This window comes from Pseudogemmobacter lacusdianii (genome assembly GCF_030848395.1).
Lineage (GTDB): Bacteria > Pseudomonadota > Alphaproteobacteria > Rhodobacterales > Rhodobacteraceae > Pseudogemmobacter > Pseudogemmobacter lacusdianii.
This window is the reverse complement of sequence record NZ_JAVDBT010000014.1, coordinates 74,859-93,752: the sequence shown is the minus strand read 5'-3', so window position 1 is coordinate 93,752 and position 18,894 is coordinate 74,859. Positions and strand designations below refer to the sequence as shown.

General features: G+C 59.2%; 15 protein-coding genes, 1 tRNA gene and 1 riboswitch. Of the genes, 9 read left to right on the top strand and 7 right to left on the bottom strand.

Features of this window, described 5'->3' with window-relative positions; genetic code table 11:
* Positions 1-98: 98 nt before the first annotated feature.
* Positions 99-1,031 carry a LysR family transcriptional regulator gene (locus Q9295_RS14610; RefSeq protein WP_306681311.1) on the bottom strand — a complete coding sequence of 311 codons (933 nt, stop codon included), beginning with the start codon at positions 1,029-1,031 and terminating at the stop codon, positions 99-101.
* Between the two features lie 119 nt (positions 1,032-1,150).
* Between Q9295_RS14610 and Q9295_RS14605 the strand changes: the two genes are divergently transcribed.
* The 8 genes from Q9295_RS14605 (at position 1,151) to Q9295_RS14570 (ending at position 10,898) form a co-directional block, all read left to right on the top strand.
* Complete coding sequence (locus Q9295_RS14605) at positions 1,151-1,960, top strand: acetoacetate decarboxylase family protein (protein WP_306681310.1); 810 nt, start codon at positions 1,151-1,153, stop codon at positions 1,958-1,960.
* A gap of 46 nt (positions 1,961-2,006) precedes the next feature.
* Positions 2,007-3,317 carry an NAD(P)/FAD-dependent oxidoreductase gene (locus tag Q9295_RS14600; RefSeq protein ID WP_306681309.1) on the top strand — a complete coding sequence of 437 codons (1,311 nt, stop codon included), beginning with the start codon at positions 2,007-2,009 and terminating at the stop codon, positions 3,315-3,317.
* Positions 3,314-4,879, top strand: coding sequence for a trimethylamine methyltransferase family protein (locus Q9295_RS14595; protein ID WP_306681307.1), 1,566 nt, complete (start codon positions 3,314-3,316; stop codon positions 4,877-4,879). The genes Q9295_RS14600 and Q9295_RS14595 overlap by 4 nt, the downstream gene beginning before the upstream one ends.
* Positions 4,880-4,915: 36 nt before the next feature.
* Positions 4,916-5,302, top strand: a complete 387-nt coding sequence (locus Q9295_RS14590; RefSeq protein ID WP_306681306.1) for a EutQ-related cupin domain-containing protein — start codon at positions 4,916-4,918, stop codon at positions 5,300-5,302.
* A 59-nt stretch (positions 5,303-5,361) separates the two neighbouring features.
* Complete coding sequence (locus Q9295_RS14585; protein WP_306681305.1) at positions 5,362-7,014, top strand: ABC transporter substrate-binding protein; 1,653 nt, start codon at positions 5,362-5,364, stop codon at positions 7,012-7,014.
* Positions 7,015-7,207: 193 nt separating this feature from the next.
* Complete coding sequence (locus Q9295_RS14580; protein WP_306681304.1) at positions 7,208-7,627, top strand: cupin domain-containing protein; 420 nt, start codon at positions 7,208-7,210, stop codon at positions 7,625-7,627.
* 149 nt (positions 7,628-7,776) lie between these two features.
* The gene (locus Q9295_RS14575) at positions 7,777-9,033 is read left to right on the top strand and encodes an Hsp70 family protein (protein ID WP_306681303.1); all 1,257 of its coding nucleotides are present in this window, start codon (positions 7,777-7,779) and stop codon (positions 9,031-9,033) included.
* A gap of 248 nt (positions 9,034-9,281) precedes the next feature.
* A complete protein-coding gene (locus tag Q9295_RS14570; protein ID WP_306681302.1) occupies positions 9,282-10,898 on the top strand; it encodes an FAD/NAD(P)-binding protein in 1,617 nt (538 codons plus the stop codon).
* A gap of 339 nt (positions 10,899-11,237) precedes the next feature.
* On the opposite strand, the gene Q9295_RS14565 is transcribed toward Q9295_RS14570, so the two are convergent.
* Positions 11,238-12,131, bottom strand: coding sequence for a LysR substrate-binding domain-containing protein (locus tag Q9295_RS14565; RefSeq protein ID WP_306681301.1), 894 nt, complete (start codon positions 12,129-12,131; stop codon positions 11,238-11,240).
* A 132-nt stretch (positions 12,132-12,263) separates the two neighbouring features.
* Here Q9295_RS14565 and katG point away from each other — a divergent pair, with 132 nt between their 5' ends.
* Positions 12,264-14,435, top strand: coding sequence for a catalase/peroxidase HPI (gene katG / locus Q9295_RS14560; RefSeq protein ID WP_306681300.1), 2,172 nt, complete (start codon positions 12,264-12,266; stop codon positions 14,433-14,435).
* A gap of 71 nt (positions 14,436-14,506) precedes the next feature.
* Here the strand turns inward: katG and nrdF are convergent, their stop codons facing one another.
* The 5 genes from nrdF to Q9295_RS14535 form a co-directional block, all read right to left on the bottom strand.
* The gene (gene nrdF / locus Q9295_RS14555; protein ID WP_306681299.1) at positions 14,507-15,481 is read right to left on the bottom strand and encodes a class 1b ribonucleoside-diphosphate reductase subunit beta; all 975 of its coding nucleotides are present in this window, start codon (positions 15,479-15,481) and stop codon (positions 14,507-14,509) included.
* Between the two features lie 87 nt (positions 15,482-15,568).
* Entirely contained in the window at positions 15,569-17,695 is a 2,127-nt protein-coding gene (nrdE, locus tag Q9295_RS14550) for a class 1b ribonucleoside-diphosphate reductase subunit alpha (RefSeq protein ID WP_306681298.1), read from the bottom strand.
* Positions 17,677-18,093, bottom strand: a complete 417-nt coding sequence (nrdI, locus tag Q9295_RS14545) for a class Ib ribonucleoside-diphosphate reductase assembly flavoprotein NrdI (protein WP_306681297.1) — start codon at positions 18,091-18,093, stop codon at positions 17,677-17,679. Before nrdI ends, nrdE begins: the two co-directional genes overlap by 19 nt.
* 5 nt (positions 18,094-18,098) lie before the next feature.
* Positions 18,099-18,329, bottom strand: a complete 231-nt coding sequence (gene nrdH, locus Q9295_RS14540; protein ID WP_306681296.1) for a glutaredoxin-like protein NrdH — start codon at positions 18,327-18,329, stop codon at positions 18,099-18,101.
* 85 nt (positions 18,330-18,414) lie between these two features.
* Positions 18,415-18,605, bottom strand: a riboswitch (cobalamin riboswitch).
* Positions 18,606-18,778: 173 nt separating this feature from the next.
* A tRNA-Ile gene (locus Q9295_RS14535) sits at positions 18,779-18,854 on the bottom strand.
* Between the last annotated feature and the right edge of the window lie 40 nt (positions 18,855-18,894).

Genomic DNA, 18,894 nt, shown 5'->3' with positions numbered 1-18,894 from the left:
CTTGATCGCGTGCTTCTGGGGCGGGTAGGGGCCAGTTTGTTGGCCCTTACATTTGACAAAAGCGGTGGCAGTTTAGCTGAGAGTCCGCGACTGCGCTCTCAACTTTCGGTGGCGCTGAATTTGGCCTGTAGCCATTTTGACAATTCCTGCGCAACCATTGGAATATGGCTGTTTGCGGGCTGCGAGGCGCTGAGCACAATCTGCCATTGCAGGTCCAAGCCAGAACTCGTCAAACGCGCGGCCGATAACTCATTCCGTTGCAATCGTTTTTGTAGCGCCCAGCGGGATAGAATGGCCAGACCGGATCCTGCGCTTGCCATTTCAATGGCTGCCTCGGGTAAGGCAATGTTCAAAAGCTTTGACGGAAAATGTCCCGCAGGGCGAAAAAATCTATCATATTCAAAACCTAAACTGATTTCGCTGCTGTAGGTGAATTGCGTATCATCTGCCAGATCAACGGCATCGACAAAGTCGCATTTGGCCAGCCTATGCGAGGGGTTGGTGACGCAGACCAATTCGTCTGTGAACGCGGGCAGCATTTTCAGCCCCAGCGTGGCAATCGGTCCGGGTACAAGCGCGATATCAATGCGCTCATCCAGAATGTAATCAATAGGATGAGGGGTCGCTTCACCCATAACTTCAAATTTAATATTGGCGTCGCTATTTGCTAGATCGCGCAGAAATTCCGGCAGCCAGTCGTAATGAATGTAGGTTCCGACGCAAAACCGGACAACAGGGCCGGCGTTTAGTGCCAAGCGTCTAGCATCGATTTCAGCGCGCTGCATTTCATCGAAAACCTTCTCGGCGGTGCGGACCAATCGGTGCCCGGCTTCGGTGAGTTTTAGGCTGCTTCCCGATCTCGTGGTCAGTTGAACGCCCAATCTGCGCTCGGCCTCGCGTATGCGGTGCGAGGCGGCTGAGGCCGTCAGGCCAAGGTGTTCAGCTGCGGCAGAGGCCGTTCCCCAACGCGCCACCTCATGCAGAACGGCAAGATGTCGGATCTCTAAACGTGCCATCTGATATTGAAGCATTTTCAATAATCCTCGTCATAACTTTCACTTTTTTCAACTCCGGAGCAGGCTACTGTCAAGTTTCTCACGAAGCGGCAGCCAACGGATCGCCCCTTTTGCGAAACCGGAAAGGACAAAATATGGTTCAAATCACCGACCTTAAGGGGTTCTCATATCCGTCGCCGAAGGGAATTTCCGGGGTGGTTGGCCCTCTGCCGTGGCATTTCGGCACCGAGCATATGTGCATCGCCTATCGCACCGATCCTGAAGCGGTCGCCGCCTATCTTCCCGAACCTCTGGAGCCGAGCAGCGAGCCTGATCTGGTCATCGTCGATTTTGGCAAATGGTACAGCCTGTGGGACCAGCCCGAGCAGGCGATCATCAACCCCGAGCGGACGTGGTACCAAGAGACCGTGCATTGGATCGGTTGTCGCTATCAGGGGCAGGACGCGCGCTTTTGCGTGCAAACTTGGGTCAATAAGGACTTCAGCCTGGTGCGCGGCATGGTGATGGGGTTCAACAAGCGCTTCGGCGAGACCTATAAATCAACCTATCAATCGCAAAATCCGGGCATGCCGACGCTGGGGCCAGGCACCAGTATGGGCGCTTATACTGCCAGCCACGGTGAGCGTCTTTTTGAAGGCCGTCTCGATATCGAGCGTGAGATCCCCTATTCCGAGATCCCCGCTTTGATGCAATGGCCGCAGATCAACCTGCGCTATTTCCCCAGTATGGACCCCAGCGGCAAACCCGCCGTTTGTGAGTTGCTGAAGATCGACGCCACTGACTTCCGACAAGGCGTTGCCTATGCGGGCAAGGGGCACCTCAAACTGCTTCCTTCGGCTTTGGAAGAGCATACCAACTTGCCGGTGCGCAAGATCCTTGGCGGCACCTATTTCGAGAATGGCTGCACGATCACGGGCGGCACTGTGCTGCATTCGTGGGTCTAAGCGCTCTTTGCGACACTTTCTCTGACTGCACCTTCGTAAGGTCTTTATGCAAAAAGTTCGTTTCACCCCTCGTTTTGATAACGGCAATGGCTGGTACAATATCCTGCCTCCGCCTCCGCCGGCGCATGAGCTGTTGTGCGATGTCACGGCCGATTGGCTGGTGATCGGGGCCGGTTATGCAGGTCTTTCCGCAGCCAGAACTCTTGCGGGACATTTCCCGGACCAAAGGATCGCTTTGGTCGAGGCCGATCGCGTCGGCCGCGGCACCGCTGGACGCAATGCGGGTTTTGCCATTGATGTGCCCTTCCTGTCTGAAAGCCACGGCGATCCGGCACGGGCGCGGCGTATCTATGCCTTGCACAGCGCAGGGCAGGCCGAGCTTGATCGGCTGGTTCATGAACACGGCATCGATTGCCAGTGGAGCCGCCGGGGCAAGTATATGGTGGCGGTGGGGGAACGCGCACAGGGCGTCTTACGCAAAACCCAAGAACTGCTTGAGGCGATCAACATTGATAGCCGCCCAATGTATACCGAGGCACTGAAAGAGCGTCTGGGCTTCAGCTTTTACCGTATGGGGCTTTACTCGCCGGGCACCTATCTGATGAACCCGGCCGCATTGACCCGCGGTTTGGGGCGCAGCCTGCCCGAGAACGTGACGCTTTACGAAAACTCGCCCATCACCAAGGTGCAGTTTGAACCCACCGTGCGTGCGCAAACCGCCAAGGGCAGCATCAATGCAAAGGGGGTGATCCTTGCCACCGATGGCTTCACCGAGGCCTTCGGTATAGCGCGTCATCGCTTGTTCACGATCATGACTTTCGCCAGCCTCACCTCACCCTTCGCCGGGCCAGAGGGCGATGCGAAGCTGGGCGGCACGCCGGATTGGGGCGTGCATCCGGTGGGGCCAGCCGGCCCGACCATCCGGCGCACGCAAGACAACCGCATCTGGCACCGCATCGGCTTTGCCTATTCGGGCACAGTCAGCGCCTCGGCCGCCACGATGGAAAAGCACCGTAAGCGCCATATTGCGGATTTCCAAAAGCGCTATCCGCATCTGGGCGTGCCGAAATTTGAACACAGCTACGCTGGTGGCATGTGCATGACGCTGAACACCGAGCCTGTGTTCCAACGCTTGTCCGAGAAGGTTTTTGTCGTCGGCGGGCAGAATGGCATCGGCGTCTCAAAGGGCACCATCCACGGCAAGTTGATTGCTGATTGGGCCGCGGGGAAAACCTCGGAGCTGCTGGATTATGCCCGCGCCTATGGCACGCCCAGTAAAATCCCGCGTGAGCCTTTCCTGGGCTGGGGCGTTGCCGCGCGTTTGCGGCTGGAAGCTTGGAAGGGTAGGATGGAATGAGCGACGTGATGTTGGATCAAAGCACCGCCGAGACAGTCTCTCGCCGGAGCCGCCGCGGGCCACGCCAAAAGGGAGCGCTGCGGCAAAAACCTTGGGCGCGTTTCCAAAACCGTCTGCCGCCGGTTGAAGTGCTTAGCCAAGATGAGGTGGAAAGCATTCGCCTTGCATCGCTTAAGCTGCTCTCCGAGGTCGGCATGGAGATGCATGACGCTTGGGCCCGGGAGGTGATGCAGCAGGCGGGATGTGATGTTGATCACGGCACGATGCGCGTGCGTTTCGATCCGAGCTTTGTCGAAGAGCAGCTGGCCAAAGCGCCTTCGACCTTCACAATCCGGGCCCGCAACCCAGAGCGCAATTTGACGTTGGGCGGCAACCACATCAACATAGGCTCAGTGATTGGTCCGCCCTATTGCAGTGACCTCGATCGTGGACGCCGGAACGGGAACACGCAAGATGTGCGTAACTTTGTGCGCCTGCTGCAATCTCTGAACACAATCCATTACCTTTACGGCACGCCATTTGAGGCAATGGAACTTGCCCCCGAGATCCGCCATTTGCAGGGCTATATCAACGGGATTGAGTTGACCGATAAGGTCTGGGGCTCTTGGATGCTGGGCCGCTCGCGGGCGGAAGATGCAATCAACATGGCTTGCATGGTGTTTGACACCGACCGCGACGGGCTGGCCGCGCAGCCTGCTTTGATGGCCAATATCAACACCAACTCGCCTTTGGTGCTGGATGCGGCGATGACGCATGGCGCGCGGGCCTTTGCCGAAACCGGGCAGGCGGTGGTGGTCACTCCTTTCACCCTTGCCGGAGCGATGGCGCCTGCAACTCTTGCAGGTGCTTTGGTCGGCCAAAACGCCGAGGCGATTGCCGCCATCACGCTTTTGCAAACTGTTCGGCCGGGGCTGCCTTGCGTCTATGGCTCATTCACCTCGAACGTCGATATGCGCACCGGCGCGCCAGCTTTCGGCACGCCCGAATATGCCCAAGCCGTCTTTGCATCCGGCCAGCTGGCGCGCTTGCAAGGCCTGCCGTGGCGGTCGTCCAATGCCTGCGCTTCCAACGTCGAGGATGTGCAAGCGGCGTACGAATCCGAGATGTCGATCTGGTCGACGGTGATGAGCCATTGCAACCTGATGATTCACGGCGGTGGCTGGCTGGAGGGCGGGCTGACAGCGTCTTTTGAAAAGCTGATCTTGGATGCCGAGATGCTTCAGGTGATGACGGCCGCCTTGCAGCCGATCGATGTCTCGCCCGCAACGCTGGGCCTTGAGGCGTTCAAAGAGGTCGGACCCGGGGGCCACTTCTTTGGCGCAGCAGATACGTTGCAGCGTTACGAAAATGCCTTCTACGAGCCGATGGTCACGGACTGGAGTAACTTTGAGAATTGGCGCGATCGCGGAAGTTTGACCGCCACCCAAAGGGCCAATGGCATCTGGAAAAAGATGCTCGATGAATATGAGGCCCCCGCGATCAATCCCGATCTTTTGGCCGATCTAAAAGCCTATGCCGCACAGCGCGAAGCTGAGATCGCGAGCGGCATCGGCACGGATTGAGCCAATTCTTTGCCTTCACAAAAGGACCAAGTTTTCATGACCGACGTCAAACTTTTTCGCAAAGCGGATCAAGATCTGGTGGTCCGCGCCAATGGGGCTGCGGTGCAGGGGCTGGTCAATACCTCATTCAGCAGCCGGATCGGCGCGGGGATCGGGGTCTTTGAGAACTGCCGCATGGAATGGACGGTGACCTATGATGAGGTCCTTTTCATCCTTGAGGGCGAATTCACTCTGCGCACCAAACAAGGTGTTTTCAAAGCGGGCCCCGGCGACACGCTTTGGATCCCCGAGGGGACTTGGTTGATCTATGAGGCCGATGCCCCGGTGACCTTCTTTTACTCAGTGGCCCCGGTAACTGGTTCTCCGACAACGGGTATTGCCCAAAGTCACCCAACCGCGCCCGCGGATTCAAGCGCCGCCTAAGCCAAGGGAAGAACCAACGATAACAAAGCGAGATAAACGCACGACAGGGAAAAGACGTTATGACCACATCCATTTTGAACAGATCTAAGTTGCATCCCGCCGCCCATAGCTATGCGGCCGAAGTTGCCAACGGCACGCTCAGCCGGCGGGAGTTTCTGTCGCGCGTGACCGCTTTGGGGGTGTCCTCGGCGATGGCCTATGGCTTGTTGGGCCTTTCTTTGCCCACAAAGGCCGAAGCTCAGCCCGTCTCTGGCGGCACCTTGCGCATGGCCTCCGAGACCAAGCCATTGAAAGACGCCCGCAATGCGGATTGGAGTGAGGTGGCGAACTTCATGCGCGGCTGGCTCGATCTTTTGGTCGAGTACAACGCAGATGGCACTTTGCGCGGTATGCTCTTGGAAAGCTGGGAGGCCAATCCCGATGCGACCGAATATGTGCTTCATGTACGCAAAGGCGTAAAATGGAACAACGGCGATGACTTCAACGCCGTTGATGTGGTCTTCAACTTGTCGCGCTGGTGCGACGGCACGGTCGAGGGCAATTCGATTGCGGGCCGCATGTCGGCGCTTAGCGATCCGGAGACTCGCCAAGTGCGCGAAGGTGCGATCACCTTGGTAGACGACCACACCGTTAAACTCAGTCTCAGCGTCCCAGATATCAGCGTCATCACAACGATGGCCGACTACATCGGCGGTATCCAGCATCGAGACTACGCAGGCGGCGATCCGTCGGAGAACCCCATTGGCACCGGCCCCTATTTGCCCGAGGTCAATGAAGTCGGCGTTCGTCAGGTTTTGGTGCGCAACACCAACCACACATGGTGGGGGACCGAGGTTTACGGCGGACCCTATCTCGACCGGATCGAATACATCGACCTTGGCACCGATGCCGCTACGGTGGCCGCCGCTGCGGCCTCGGGCGAGATTGATTGCACCCATCAGACCGGCGGCGACATCATCGATGTCTATGAAGGGATCGGATGGAAAAAGTCTGAGGTGGTGACCGCCGGGACTTTGGCGGTGCGTTTCAACCAAGATGCGGCTGAATTCGCAGATGTGCGGGTACGGCGGGCGTTGCAAATGGCTGTCGACAACTCTGTCGTGTTGGAGCTGGGTTATAACAATCTAGGAACCGTGGCTGAGAACCACCACGTTTGCCCGATCCATCCCGAATATGCGCAATTGCCTGCGCAAGAGCACAATCCCGCCGCCGCGCTCGCGCTTCTGACCGAGGCTGGCTATGCCGATTTTGAGTTTGAGCTGATCTCGATCGACGATTCTTGGCAAGCCGCCACTTGCGATGCGGTTGCAGCTCAACTCCGCGATGCTGGCATCAAGGTGAAGCGGACGGTCCTTCCGGGTTCAACCTACTGGAATGACTGGACGAAGTTCCCGTTCTCGGCCACGGAATGGGCGATGCGCCCCTTGGGCATTGAGGTGCTGACCATCGCCTATCGTGGCGGAGCGCCTTGGAACGAGTCTGCCTTTAACAATCCAGAGTTCGATAAGTTGCTTTCAGAAGCGACGTCGATCTTGGATGCCAAAGAGCGCAGTCTCACGATGGCGAAGATCCAAAAACTGATGCAAGACGAAGCGGTGTTGATCCAGCCCTATTGGCGCTCGATCTTCCGGCATATGGATCCAAAGGTCCAAGGCGCGGACCAGCACCCGACCTTGGCACACCAGCAATATAAGTGGTGGATCGCGGCGTAAGCCTACGGATCAGATTTAGGCTCAGCAGCCCAATGCCGAAGACCGCAACGGGCTGCTTCTCGTCGTCGGTCCGCCCTTGAGCGGCGGGTCGGCAGAGGCAATCCACATGGCCATTGTTCCATGCCGCTTGCGCAAGCGGGGAAACTCTAGGAGCATTCGCCCCCAAAGCTGACGCGCAATCCAAGGTGACATCATGGCTGACCCGGCTATCCTTCGGCCCGCCACACTGCCCTCTAACGACCGCGGCGGCGGGGCCAGTACCGTGCCTTTGGTGACCCGCCGTTGCGGCTCGACCAGCTTAATCAACGGCATCACCAGCTTCGCCCCCGGCGCCGCCATTGGTCTGCATTTTCACAATTGCGAAGAAAGCGTCATGGTGATCGAGGGCGAGGCCGTGGTTGAGATTGACGGTGAGCGCCATCATCTGGGAACATTTGACACAACTTGGGTTCCGGCAAATGTGCCGCATCGCTTTTTGAATGAAAGCGATCGAGAGATGAAGATTTTCTGGACCTATGCCACAATCGATGCGACCCGCACGATGGTTTTGACCCACGAGACCCGCAGCATTGATGCTGAACATGGGCATGCGCCGCGTCAGGCATCTGCATAATGGTCCATCTACGGAGGGGCGGGGCGTTCCAGTCACCATAGGCGCGGCATTATCGGTTGGTGCAACCGCATGGATGCGCCAGCGCATTGCTTGACAGCCCCGCTGGCGCCCATTAGGGACGCCGGCCCTGCGGGCTAAAGGACATGGTGATGGCGCAAAGCATTTTGGGGCTTGGGGTGGATTTCGGCACCTCGAACACGGCAGCGGGCTATATTCGTGACGGTCAACCACGGCTGATCTCTTTCTCGCCCGGTCAGACCACACTGCCCACGACGTTCTTTTTCGACTACGACAGCCGTAAAATGCTGATCGGAGAGCCGGCCAACCGGGCCTTGCTGGACGGTGTTGAGGGGCGCTTCATGCGCGCTCTGAAGCGGGTCTTGGGCACCAGCTTGATGCATGAGCGCCGCCAGATCCTGAACGAGCGTTTGACCTTCGTTGACATCATCGCCCGCTTTTTGGCGCAAGTGAAAGCCCGTGCCGAGGCCGAGGCAGGGGTCACCTTTGACCGCGTTCTCTCGGGCCGTCCTGTGGTCTTCCACGGCACCGACGACCCGCGCGAGGCCGCGGCCGAAGCGGATCTGACGGCCTGCTATCACGCTGCCGGCTTCTCAGAGGTCGCCTTTATGGCTGAGCCGCAAGCCGCTGCCATCGCCAGCGGTGCTCATGCGGGCGGCAAGGGTATGGGGTTGATTGTGGACGTGGGCGGCGGCACCTCGGATTTCTCGGTGTTCGAGGCGGGGCCCGAGGGCGTGCGCATACTGGCCAACCACGGGGTGCGCATCGGCGGCACCGATTTTGACCGGGCGCTCAGCATCGATGAGGTGATGCCGCATCTGGGCAAGGGCAGCAGCTTGCGCAAGGCCTTGGGGGAGGGCAGCACGCCCACGCCCAATGCGATCTACAATGATCTGGCCACTTGGGAAAAGATTGCCTTCCTCTACACCCCGCAAAATCGCCGTCTTGCCGCCGAAATGGTGCGGCTGGCGCATGAGCCAGAGAAGCTCGCGCGGCTTGCCAAAGTGCTTGAGGATGAGTTGGGCCATGATCTGAGCTTCGCCGTTGAGCGCGGCAAGATCGCGGCCAACAGCGGTGATGTCGACGCGGCCATTATGCTCGGGCAGCTTGAGCCGGGCCTTGCGGTGCCGCTGAGCGCCGCGGCCCTGACAGAAAGCCTTGCGCGTTATGCCGAGGCCCTGAGCATCGGCGCACAAGAGACGGTGGCGCAAGCAGGTCTCTCTGCAGATAGGATCGAAAAAGTCGTTTATGTTGGCGGCTCTAGCCTGATGGCGATGGTCTCGCAAAGCATGAAGCAGCTTTTCCCCAGTGCCGAGCATTCCTTCAGTGAAGTGTTCACCGCTGTCGCCGATGGCTTGGCCATCGCCGCGCAAGAGCGCTGGGCCTAAACGGGGGGCAGGCGTTAGATTGGCGCGCCTAGGCCGTTAGACCGTGCCCTTTTTGGGCTTTGCTGGATGGGACGCCCTGCATCGCGACCTTGCATGGGAACTTCACAGCCGTTGCCACGTTGGACAATCAGGATCGGCATGAGGCCGCGCGTCAATTGACGCTGCGGTCAATGCTCTATGTGGCATCAGGCCTTGTGGAGTGCTGTCAGCGCGGCCGGTCTGACTTGAATCTATGGTGAATGGTGCAGATGCGGATCGCGATTGTTGGAACCGGCCCGACCGGAATTTACACTCTGAAGAACCTCTTGGGCAAAAACGCCCAAGGCTACCACCCGCAAGACCGTGGCAGTTTGGTTGATGTCACGCTTTATGAGCAGGGCGACCGGGTGGGGGTTGGGATGCCGTATTCTCCCGAAACGGCCAGCCGCACCATGCTGGCCAATATCGCCAGCATCGAGATTCCTCATGTTACTTCAAGCTATTATGATTGGATGCTGCTGCAAAGTGATGCCTATTTGCGCAGCTATCAGCTGGACCCGCGCGCCGTGGATCAGCGGACCTTTACGCCGCGGCTGATGTTGGGAGATTATTTCCACGATCAGGTCGTGGAACTGATCGAAGCTGCCCGCGCGATGGGGCATCGCATCACCGTGCATGAGAACTGCCGCGTCACCGACCTTGCGACCGAGGGCGACCAGATCCGTCTGACCGCCGCGCAGCCGCAGGCGGCGGGGCTCTTTGACCGGGTGATCCTTGCCACCGGGCATATCTTTGAAGAAGATAAAGATCTCACCGATCACTACTTCCCGAACCCTTGGTCGGGCTTGATTGATGCAGATGTGCCAGCCGCCAAAGTCGGGATCATGGGCACCTCGCTCAGCGCAATTGATGCGGCGATGGCGGTGGCCACCCAGCACGGCAGCTTTCACCAGGACGGTGATGAGTTGCGCTTTGATCTGAATGCCGAGGCACAGGACAAGCTGATGTTGGTGCTGATGTCTTGGAGCGGGATCTTGCCCGAAGCCGACTTTTACTGCCCACTGCCATATCGGCCGCTTAAGGTCATGACAGAGACGGCTTTGCAAGAAGCGACACAGGGACCGGACCCGTTCGAAGCAGTGTTCAAGCTTTTCAAAGCCGAGATCATCGCGGCGGACCCGGCTTGGGCCAAACGGATCAATCTTGCCAAGCTGTCTGCGGAAGGCTTTGAAAAAGCGTATTTCCACGATCGTGCCGTGCACGACACCTTTGGCTGGGCCCGCCACAATCTGGCCGAGGTCATTGCCAATCATGAGGCGAAGAAGACCGTCGAATGGCGCTATGCCATCTTGCGCATGCATGAATCTGTGGAAGAGATCGTGTCCGAGTTTGATGAGGCGCAGCGGAACCGCTTCGATAAGACCTTGAAGAAGGTCTTTGTTGATAATTACGCCGCCGTGCCGCCAGAATCGATCCGCCGACTTTTGGCGTTGCGTGATGCAGGCGTGCTGGGCGTGCTCTCCTTGGGTGATGACTACGAGATGGAGCACGGACCGGATCGCACCGTCATTCTTGCCAATGGACGCAAGCACATCTTTGACGTCTTCATCGATGCGCGTGGCCAGCGCCCGATGGAAAGCAAGGATCTGCCGTTTCCGACCCTGCGAGACGCCTTGCTTAAGGCGGGGCAGCAAGAGCCCCAGATTGGCGAGGATTACGGACTGATGGACCTGCCGGGTTATGAAGACCGGGTCTATCTCGCGGCCTTGCCCTATCTCATGCAAGATAAACCCTTTGTGCAAGGCATCACCGCCAGCGCCGAGATCGGGGCTGAGATTGCCCGAGCCGAGGCACGCAAACGCCCTCGCCGCCGCCGCGCGGCCTGACAAGGCGCAAGGGAGTTCACGCCGTTGAGGCCGACCGCGCCAGTGCTGGTAGTAACGTAAAAAGTTGCCAGCGCTGGCGCGACCGGCATTAGGCTGTGGCAGCTGGAGCGGGGGCACATTGGCATGCTGCGGACGCTAAAAAGCTGCAGCATCATAGACCTGAGCAGCCTTGTCAGAGCGAGGCTCTTGCGCGTCGCGCAGAGACGGTTCTACGCGCAGTGGTGCATCGCTGAACTTCAGTGTTTAGTTTAGCTTCATGGTATAACTATATGATTGTTAATGTGTTTGCATCATTTCTAGGAACTGAGTCTGCGCGCTATCGGTGATGCGCGGCGACCCTTACTTGCCCCAAGATTGTCGGGCCACTTCGGAGATCTGGCGCAGCTGCGGGGCCAGCGGGCTCGACTTGCGCCAGACCATACCGATCGTGCGGCGGGGCTGCGGCTCGGGGAAGGCCGAGATCGCCACCGGGGCCGAGCGGGTCTCGACCGGCACCGCCATCTCAGGGATCAGCGTGACACCAATCCCCGCGCCGACCATTTGCACAAGCGTAGAGAGGGATGAGCCATCCATCATCTCACGCGCCACCGCAGGGCTGTCGCTGGTGCAGAACGAGAGTGCCTGATCGCGGAAGCAGTGACCCTCTTCCAAGAGCAGGAGCCGCAACTCGCTAAGCGACTCGCGGTCTGGCACCGGGCGCCCTGCCTCGGAAAGCGGGCGCACCAGCACGAAAGCCTCGGAGAACAGCGCCACCTCTTCAAGGCTGGGCTCAGAGACGGGCAGGGCGACCAAGGCGCAATCCATCCGCCCTTCGTTGAGGTCGCGCAAGAGCCGCGGTGTGATCGTTTCGCGCAAGGTCAGCTCAAGCTCGGGGTAAAGCGCGGTCAACTGCGGGATCAGTTTGGGAAGTAGATAAGGGGCGACGGTGGGGATCACACCGATCCTCAGCCGCCCGGCCAGCGTGGTTTTTGCTGCCCGCGCCAGATCTTCCAGCTCATCCACTTGGCGCAAAATTGCCCGCGCGCGGATCAAAAAGTCCTCGCCAAAGGCGGTTAGCAGAAAACTGCGCGGCCCGCGCTCAAGAAGCGGCGTGCCAAGGCTGTCCTCTAGCTCTTTGATTTGCATGGAAAGGGCGGGCTGCGAAATCGAGGCCGCTTCTGCCGCACGTCCGAAATGGCCTTGGCGGGCGAGGGCGTCAAAATAGCGTAACTGGCGGAGGGTGATGTTTTGCATAAGCAAAAGCTATCAATCTAATCAGAAAATGCAACTTTATCCGATGGAGTCCGGCTGTTAGAACCATTCCAGAGCTAAGAATCGCATCCTTTCCGGCGGCAAGGCTGCGCATCAGATAAGGACGGCAAAGACATGGACGGCAACGATACCAGTGCGGGCAAGTGCCCGGTGATGCATGGCGGCTCGACCTCGAGCAAAACTTCGGTCACCAAATTCTGGCCGAATGCTTTGAACCTCGACATCCTGCACCAGCACGACAGCAAGACCAACCCCTTGGCAGGCTTCGATTATCGTTCGGCCGTCAAAGGTCTGGACGTGGATGCGCTGAAGGCGGACCTCCGTGCGCTGATGAATGACAGCCAAGACTGGTGGCCGGCCGATTGGGGCAGCTATGTCGGCATGTTCGCCCGTGTCGCATGGCACGCCGCTGGGTCTTACCGCAACACCGACGGCCGTGGCGGTTCGGGCACCGGCAACCAGCGTTTCGCACCGCTGAACTCTTGGCCGGACAACGTCAACACCGACAAAGGCCGCCGCCTGCTGTGGCCGATCAAAAAGAAATACGGCAACAAGATCTCTTGGGCTGACCTGATCGTGCTCTCGGGCACCATCGCTTATGAAGTCGCCGGTCTGAAGACCTTTGGCTTTGCTTTCGGCCGCGAAGACATCTGGCACCCCGAGAAAGACATCTACTGGGGCGACGAGATGGAGTGGCTGGCGCCCTCCGACACCCGTTACGATGATGTGGCGGATGCGACCTCGCTGTCGAACCCGCTGGCAGCCGTGCAAATGGGTCTCATCTATGTGAACCCCGAAGGCGTGAACGGTAAGCCGGACCCGGCCCGCACCGCGCTGATGATGCGCGAAACCTTTGCCCGCATGGGGATGGACGACGAAGAGACCGTTGCTCTGACCGCTGGCGGCCATACCATCGGCAAGGCCCATGGCAACGGCAGCGCGGCAAACCTCTCGGCTGACCCCGAGGCTGCGGATATCGATGCCCAAGGCATGGGCTGGATGAACACCAAAGGCCGCGGCATCGGCCGTGACACCGTGGTTTCCGGTATCGAAGGCGCTTGGACCACCAACCCGACCCGTTGGGACAATGAGTTCTTCACGCTCCTCTTCAAATACGACTGGGCGCTGGCACGCTCGCCGGCAGGGGCCCAGCAGTGGGAGCCGGTGAACATCGCCGAAGAAGACAAGCCGGTGGACGTTGAAGACGCGTCGATCCGCTACAACCCGATCATGACCGATGCCGATATGGCGCTGAAGGTGGACCCGATCTACCGCGCTATCTCGGAGCGTTTCATGAACGACTTCGACGCCTTCTCGGACGCTTTCGCCCGCGCTTGGTTCAAGCTGACCCACCGCGACATGGGGCCGAAATCGCGCTACATCGGCCCCGATGCGCCGCAAGAAGAGCTGCTGTGGCAAGATCCGGTTCCGGCTGGCAATGCGTCCTATGACGTGGCGGCTGTGAAGGCAAAGATCGCCGCTTCGGGCCTGTCGGTCGCGGACATGGTCGCAACCGCTTGGGATTCGGCCCGCACCTTCCGCGGCTCGGACTTCCGTGGCGGCGCAAACGGCGCGCGCATCCGTCTGGCGCCGCAAAAAGACTGGGCGGCGAATGAGCCGGCACGTCTGGCAGCGGTTCTGGCGGTGCTTGAGCCGATCGCAGCGGCAACCGGTGCCTCGATCGCTGATGTGATCGTGTTGGCGGGCAATGTCGGCATCGAGCAAGCCGCGAAAGCCGCTGGCCATGAGGTCACCGTGCCCTTCGCTCCGGGTCGCGGCGATGCGAGCCAAGAGCAGACTGACGTTGCAGGTCAGGCTGTGCTTGAGCCGCAAGCCGATGGCTTCCGCAATTTTGAGAAGCAAGCCTTCACGGTGACCCCGGAAGAAATGCTGCTCGACCGCGCGCAGCTTTTGGGCTTGACCGCTGCCGAGATGACCGTTCTGGTCGGCGGCCTGCGTGTCCTTGGCACCAACCACGGCGGCTCGGACAAAGGCGTCTTCACCGAGCGTAAGGGCGCTCTGTCGAACGACTTCTTCGTCAACCTGACCGATATGGCTTACAAATGGGAGCCGACCGGCCGCAACTCCTACAACATCACCGATCGCAAGACCGGCGCTGTGAAATGGACCGCAAGCCGCGTCGATCTGGTGTTCGGTTCGAACTCGGTGCTGCGCGCCTATTCTGAAGTCTATGCTCAAGACGATAACGCCGGCAAATTTGTTGCCGATTTCGTCGCCGCTTGGACCAAAGTGATGAACGCAGACCGCTACGATCTGAAAGCCTAATTTGCAGGCTGAGTGAATAAGGGCGCCTCCGGGAAACCGGGGGCGCCTTTTTTATTCGCGCGGGATGGGGGTTAGAAGTTCCAATCCTCATCTTCCGTCGCCACCGCTTTGCCGATGACATAGGACGAGCCCGATCCCGAGAAGAAATCGTGGTTCTCACTGTCGGGGGAAAGGGCGGCAAGGATCGCCGGGTTCACCTCGCAGGCCGCAGGTGGGAACAAAGCCTCAAACCCAAGGTTTTGCAGCGCTTTATTGGCATTGTAATGCAGGAAGGCCTTCACATCTTCCGTCAGGCCAAGGCCGTCATAAAGCTCGGCCGTATAACGCGCCTCGATCTCATAAAGATCGAACAACAGTGCAAAGGCGTAATCTTTCACCTCTTGCTGCCGCGCGGGACTTTCGCGCTCCAAGGCGTGTTGGAACTTATAGCCGATGTAATATCCATGCACCGCCTCATCGCGGATGATGAGCCGGATAAGGTCGGCGGTATTGGTCAGCTTGGCGCGGCTCGACCAATACATCGGCAGGTAAAAGCCGGAATAGAAAAGGAAACTCTCCAAGAAAACGCTGGCGATCTTGCGCTTCAAAGGATCGGCTCCGGGCGCGTAATCGGAAAGGATCATCTGCGCTTTGGCCTGTAGATGCGGGTTTTCCTCCGACCAGCGAAAGGCCTCATCCACCTCTTTGGTGCTGCATAATGTGGAGAAGATCGAGGAATAAGACCGCGCATGCACGGCCTCCATAAAGGCGATATTGGTCAAAACCGCCTCTTCATGCGGGGTCTGCGCATCGGCCAAAAGCGAGGGCGCGCCCACCGCGTTCTGGATCGTGTCCAAAAGCGTCAGCCCGGTGAAGACCCGGATCGTCAGCGCCCGTTCATCCTCACGCAAAGTCGCCCATGAGGGCACGTCGTTTGACAAAGGCACCTTCTCGGGCAGCCAAAAGTTCACCGTCAGCCGGTTCCAAACCTCAAGATCCTTGTCATCTTGCAGCCGGTTCCAATTGATCGCCTTCACGGCGCGCAAACTCAGCATCTGATCCTTCATCGGAAAGACCTTTCATTCATCTTGATCTAAATACTCTGCGGGGGGCCGGGGGGCGCAAAGCCCCCCGCTCTTCAGCGAAGAGAGGGCTCAGAGCGTGCAGGAAACGCAGCCCTCGACCTCGGTGCCTTCCAGCGCCGCCTGCCGCAGCCGGATGTAGTAGATCGTCTTGATCCCCTTCTTCCAGGCGTAGATCTGGGCGCGGTTGATGTCGCGGGTGGTGGCCTCGGCGGGGAAGAAGAGCGTGAGCGACAGGCCTTGATCGACATGTTCGGTCGCCGCTGCATAGGTGTCGATGATCGCCTCGGGGCCGATTTCATAGGCGTCGCGGTAATAGTCTAGGTTCTCATTCGACATGAAGGCCGCCGGATAATAGACCCGGCCGATCTTGCCTTCTTTGCGCACCTCGACCTTGGCCACGATCGGATGGATCGAGGAGGTCGAGTTGTTGATATAGGAGATCGAGCCGGTCGGCGGCACCGCCTGCAGGTTGCGGTTGTAAAGCCCGTGCTCCATCACCAGCGCTTTCAGCGCGGCCCAATCGGCCGTTGAGGGCAGGGCGTGGCCCTCAAAGACCCGGGCGACCGCCGGAAGGGTCGGCAGCCAATCGCGGCTGGTGTATTTGTCAAAGAACGACCCATCAGCATAGGTCGATTCTTTAAACCCTTTGAATGTCTGGGCTTTCTCTTGCGCCAAAAGGCAAGAGGCGCGGATCGCGTGATAGGCGACGGCGGCGAAATAGACGGACGTGAACTCAACCCCCTCGGGTGAGCCATAATGGATCCGCTCGCGCGCCAAGAAACCATGCAGGTTCATCTGGCCCAGACCCACGGCATGCGCCTCATCATTGCCGCGCCGCACCGAAGGCACCGCATCGATCGCCGACATCTCCGAGACGGCCGTCAGCGCCCGGATCGAAGCCTCAACCGTGGCGCCGAAATCCGGCCCATCCATCGCCGCCGCAATGTTCAAGGATCCTAAGTTGCAGGAAATATCCGTGCCAAGATGCGCATAGGAAAGGTCGTCGTTGAACTCAGAGGCCTCATTCACCTGCAAAATCTCAGAGCAGAGGTTCGACATGGTGATCCGCCCGGCAATCGGATTGGCGCGGTTCACCGTGTCTTCGAACATGATATAGGGATAGCCGCTTTCAAACTGGATCTCGGCCAGTGTCTGGAAGAAGGCGCGGGCACTGATCTTGCGCTTGCGGATGCGCTTGTCATCCACCATCTCGGCATATTTCTCGGTGACGGAAATCTCCGAGAAGGGCAGCCCGTAAACCTTCGCCACATCATGCGGCGAGAAGAGATACATCTCCTTGTTCTGCTTGGCCAATTCAAAGGTGATATCGGGGATCACCACGCCAAGGCTGAGCGTCTTGATGCGAATTTTCTCATCGGCATTCTCGCGCTTGGTGTCCAAAAACCGCAAGATATCAGGGTGATGCGCGTTCAGATACACTGCCCCCGCACCTTGGCGCGCGCCCAACTGATTGGCATAGGAGAAGCTGTCTTCCAGCAGCTTCATCACCGGGATGACGCCCGAAGATTGGTTCTCGATCCCCTTAATCGGCGCGCCCGCCTCGCGCAGGTTGGTCAGCATCAAGGCCACGCCACCGCCGCGTTTGGAAAGTTGCAAAGCCGAGTTGATGCCGCGCCCGATCGACTCCATGTTGTCTTCCAACCGCAAAAGGAAGCAGGAGATCAGCTCTCCGCGTGAGGCCTTTCCAGCGTTCAGGAAGGTTGGCGTTGCAGGCTGGAAGCGGCCCGAGATGATCTCATCCAAAAACCGCAATGCCAAAGCCTCATCGCCGCGTGCCAAGGCCAAGGCGGTCATCACCACCCGGTCCTCATAACGCTCAAGGAAGCGCTGCCCGTCGCGGGTCTTCAGCGTGTAAGAGGTGTAATATTTGAAGGCGCCAAGGAAGGTTTGGAAGCGGAATTTCCGGCCATAAGCCTCGTCCCAAATCCGCCGCTGGAAGTTGCGCGAATATTGATCAAGGACGGCGGGTTCGTAGTAACCTTCCGAGACCAGATAGCCGAGCTTTTCATCAAGGCTATGAAAGAACACGGTGTTTTGGTTGACGTGCTGCAAGAAATATTGCCGCGCCGCCATTCTGTCGGCGTCAAAGCGGATGCGGCCCTCGGCATCGTAAAGGTTCAGCATCGCGTTCAACGCATGGTAGTCGAGTGCAGGGTTCAGGCTACCGTCGGGCATGTCTCTCTCCAGAATTTGTGCAGCCCGTCGCGGATGCGAAGGGTGTCGGCCTCGGTACCCGCCAGCTCAAAGCTGGTAAGCCAAGGCACGGCGCATTTTTCGGCAATCACCCGGCCCGAAAGGGCGAAGGTGGCGCCAAAGCTGCGGTTGCCCGCGCCAATCACGCCGCGCAGAAGCGCTCGGCGCGAAGGATCATTCAGAAATCCGATCACCTGTTTCGGCACCGCCCCACGGCCAAACCCGTCGGCATAGGTCGGGCAGATCAGCACGAAAGGGGTTAAGGGGGCGGGCATGGTCTCGGTTGCGCGCTGGGGAACACGCAGCGCAGGCAAGCCGAGCCGCGCCACAAAGCGCGCCGTATTGCCCGATCCTGAGGAGAAATAGACCAGCCCGCCCACCGGGGTCAGGCCGAGGTCACGGCCAGACCGCCGATCAGGTCAGGGCGAAAGCCCGCCCAATGCTGCGCGCCCGCCATCACCACCGGGGCTTGGCGGTAGCCAAGTTCGGTGACTTTCGCCATGGCAGCCTCGTCCAAGGTCAGGTCGATGACCGTATAGGCAAGGCCCTTGGCTTCCAGCGCGCGCGTGGTGGCGGTGCATTGCACGCAAGCGGGTTTGGAATAAACGGTGATCATGCTCTGTCCCTTTTTATGTCAAGCGGGGAACAGGCATCGGCCAAGGAAAGCCCTTGGTTCACGCCTCCGCGCCCGCCGCACGGTGAAGTCGTCTGGTGTCAGGCAGGTCTTCTGGCTCACGGGTCGATGCCTTGCTTGTCTTCCCAAGAGCAGGGCTCTCAGTGACGTCTTAAGCTTGGCTCGCCGCTTACAGCTGCGGGGGCAGCGCCGGAATCACACCGGCTTCCATTTTCACCCCTGAGTCTCCCCAGAGGAACCATGACGCAATCTTTAGACAGTGTCGCTGTCCGGCTGTCAATATCTTGTGTGGATGGGGCGTGCCGCGACCTCGGCCCTTACCCCTGTTCGCTAGGGTTTTCCGGCAAAACGCGACGATCAGTCGTTGTGTAATTAGGAGAGAAGGCCTGACCAAGGCCATAAAAGCCCCAAGGCGGCAATTGTGGGGGCGGTGGTAGGCCCGGAGGGACTCGAACCCCCAACCAAGGCGTTATGAGCGCCCGGCTCTAACCATTGAGCTACAGGCCCCTACCGTTGCCTTGGGTAGCCAGATGGCGGCGAAGCGTCA

What these genes read in the sequence shown, in the direction of transcription:
- Q9295_RS14610 (WP_306681311.1), bottom strand. Translation starts at nt 1,031, where the DNA reads ATGCTTCAATATCAGATGGCACGTTTAGAGATCCGACATCTTGCCGTT.
- nrdE (WP_306681298.1), bottom strand. Translation starts at nt 17,695, where the DNA reads ATGCCCGACGGTAGCCTGAACCCTGCACTCGACTACCATGCGTTGAAC.
- nrdH (WP_306681296.1), bottom strand. Translation starts at nt 18,329, where the DNA reads ATGATCACCGTTTATTCCAAACCCGCTTGCGTGCAATGCACCGCCACC.
- Q9295_RS14595 (WP_306681307.1), top strand. Translation starts at nt 3,314, where the DNA reads ATGAGCGACGTGATGTTGGATCAAAGCACCGCCGAGACAGTCTCTCGC.
- Q9295_RS14580 (WP_306681304.1), top strand. Translation starts at nt 7,208, where the DNA reads ATGGCTGACCCGGCTATCCTTCGGCCCGCCACACTGCCCTCTAACGAC.
- Q9295_RS14570 (WP_306681302.1), top strand. Translation starts at nt 9,282, where the DNA reads ATGCGGATCGCGATTGTTGGAACCGGCCCGACCGGAATTTACACTCTG.
- Q9295_RS14575 (WP_306681303.1), top strand. Translation starts at nt 7,777, where the DNA reads ATGGCGCAAAGCATTTTGGGGCTTGGGGTGGATTTCGGCACCTCGAAC.
- Q9295_RS14600 (WP_306681309.1), top strand. Translation starts at nt 2,007, where the DNA reads ATGCAAAAAGTTCGTTTCACCCCTCGTTTTGATAACGGCAATGGCTGG.
- Q9295_RS14605 (WP_306681310.1), top strand. Translation starts at nt 1,151, where the DNA reads ATGGTTCAAATCACCGACCTTAAGGGGTTCTCATATCCGTCGCCGAAG.
- Q9295_RS14565 (WP_306681301.1), bottom strand. Translation starts at nt 12,131, where the DNA reads ATGCAAAACATCACCCTCCGCCAGTTACGCTATTTTGACGCCCTCGCC.
- Q9295_RS14585 (WP_306681305.1), top strand. Translation starts at nt 5,362, where the DNA reads ATGACCACATCCATTTTGAACAGATCTAAGTTGCATCCCGCCGCCCAT.
- Q9295_RS14590 (WP_306681306.1), top strand. Translation starts at nt 4,916, where the DNA reads ATGACCGACGTCAAACTTTTTCGCAAAGCGGATCAAGATCTGGTGGTC.
- nrdF (WP_306681299.1), bottom strand. Translation starts at nt 15,481, where the DNA reads ATGAAGGATCAGATGCTGAGTTTGCGCGCCGTGAAGGCGATCAATTGG.
- katG (WP_306681300.1), top strand. Translation starts at nt 12,264, where the DNA reads ATGGACGGCAACGATACCAGTGCGGGCAAGTGCCCGGTGATGCATGGC.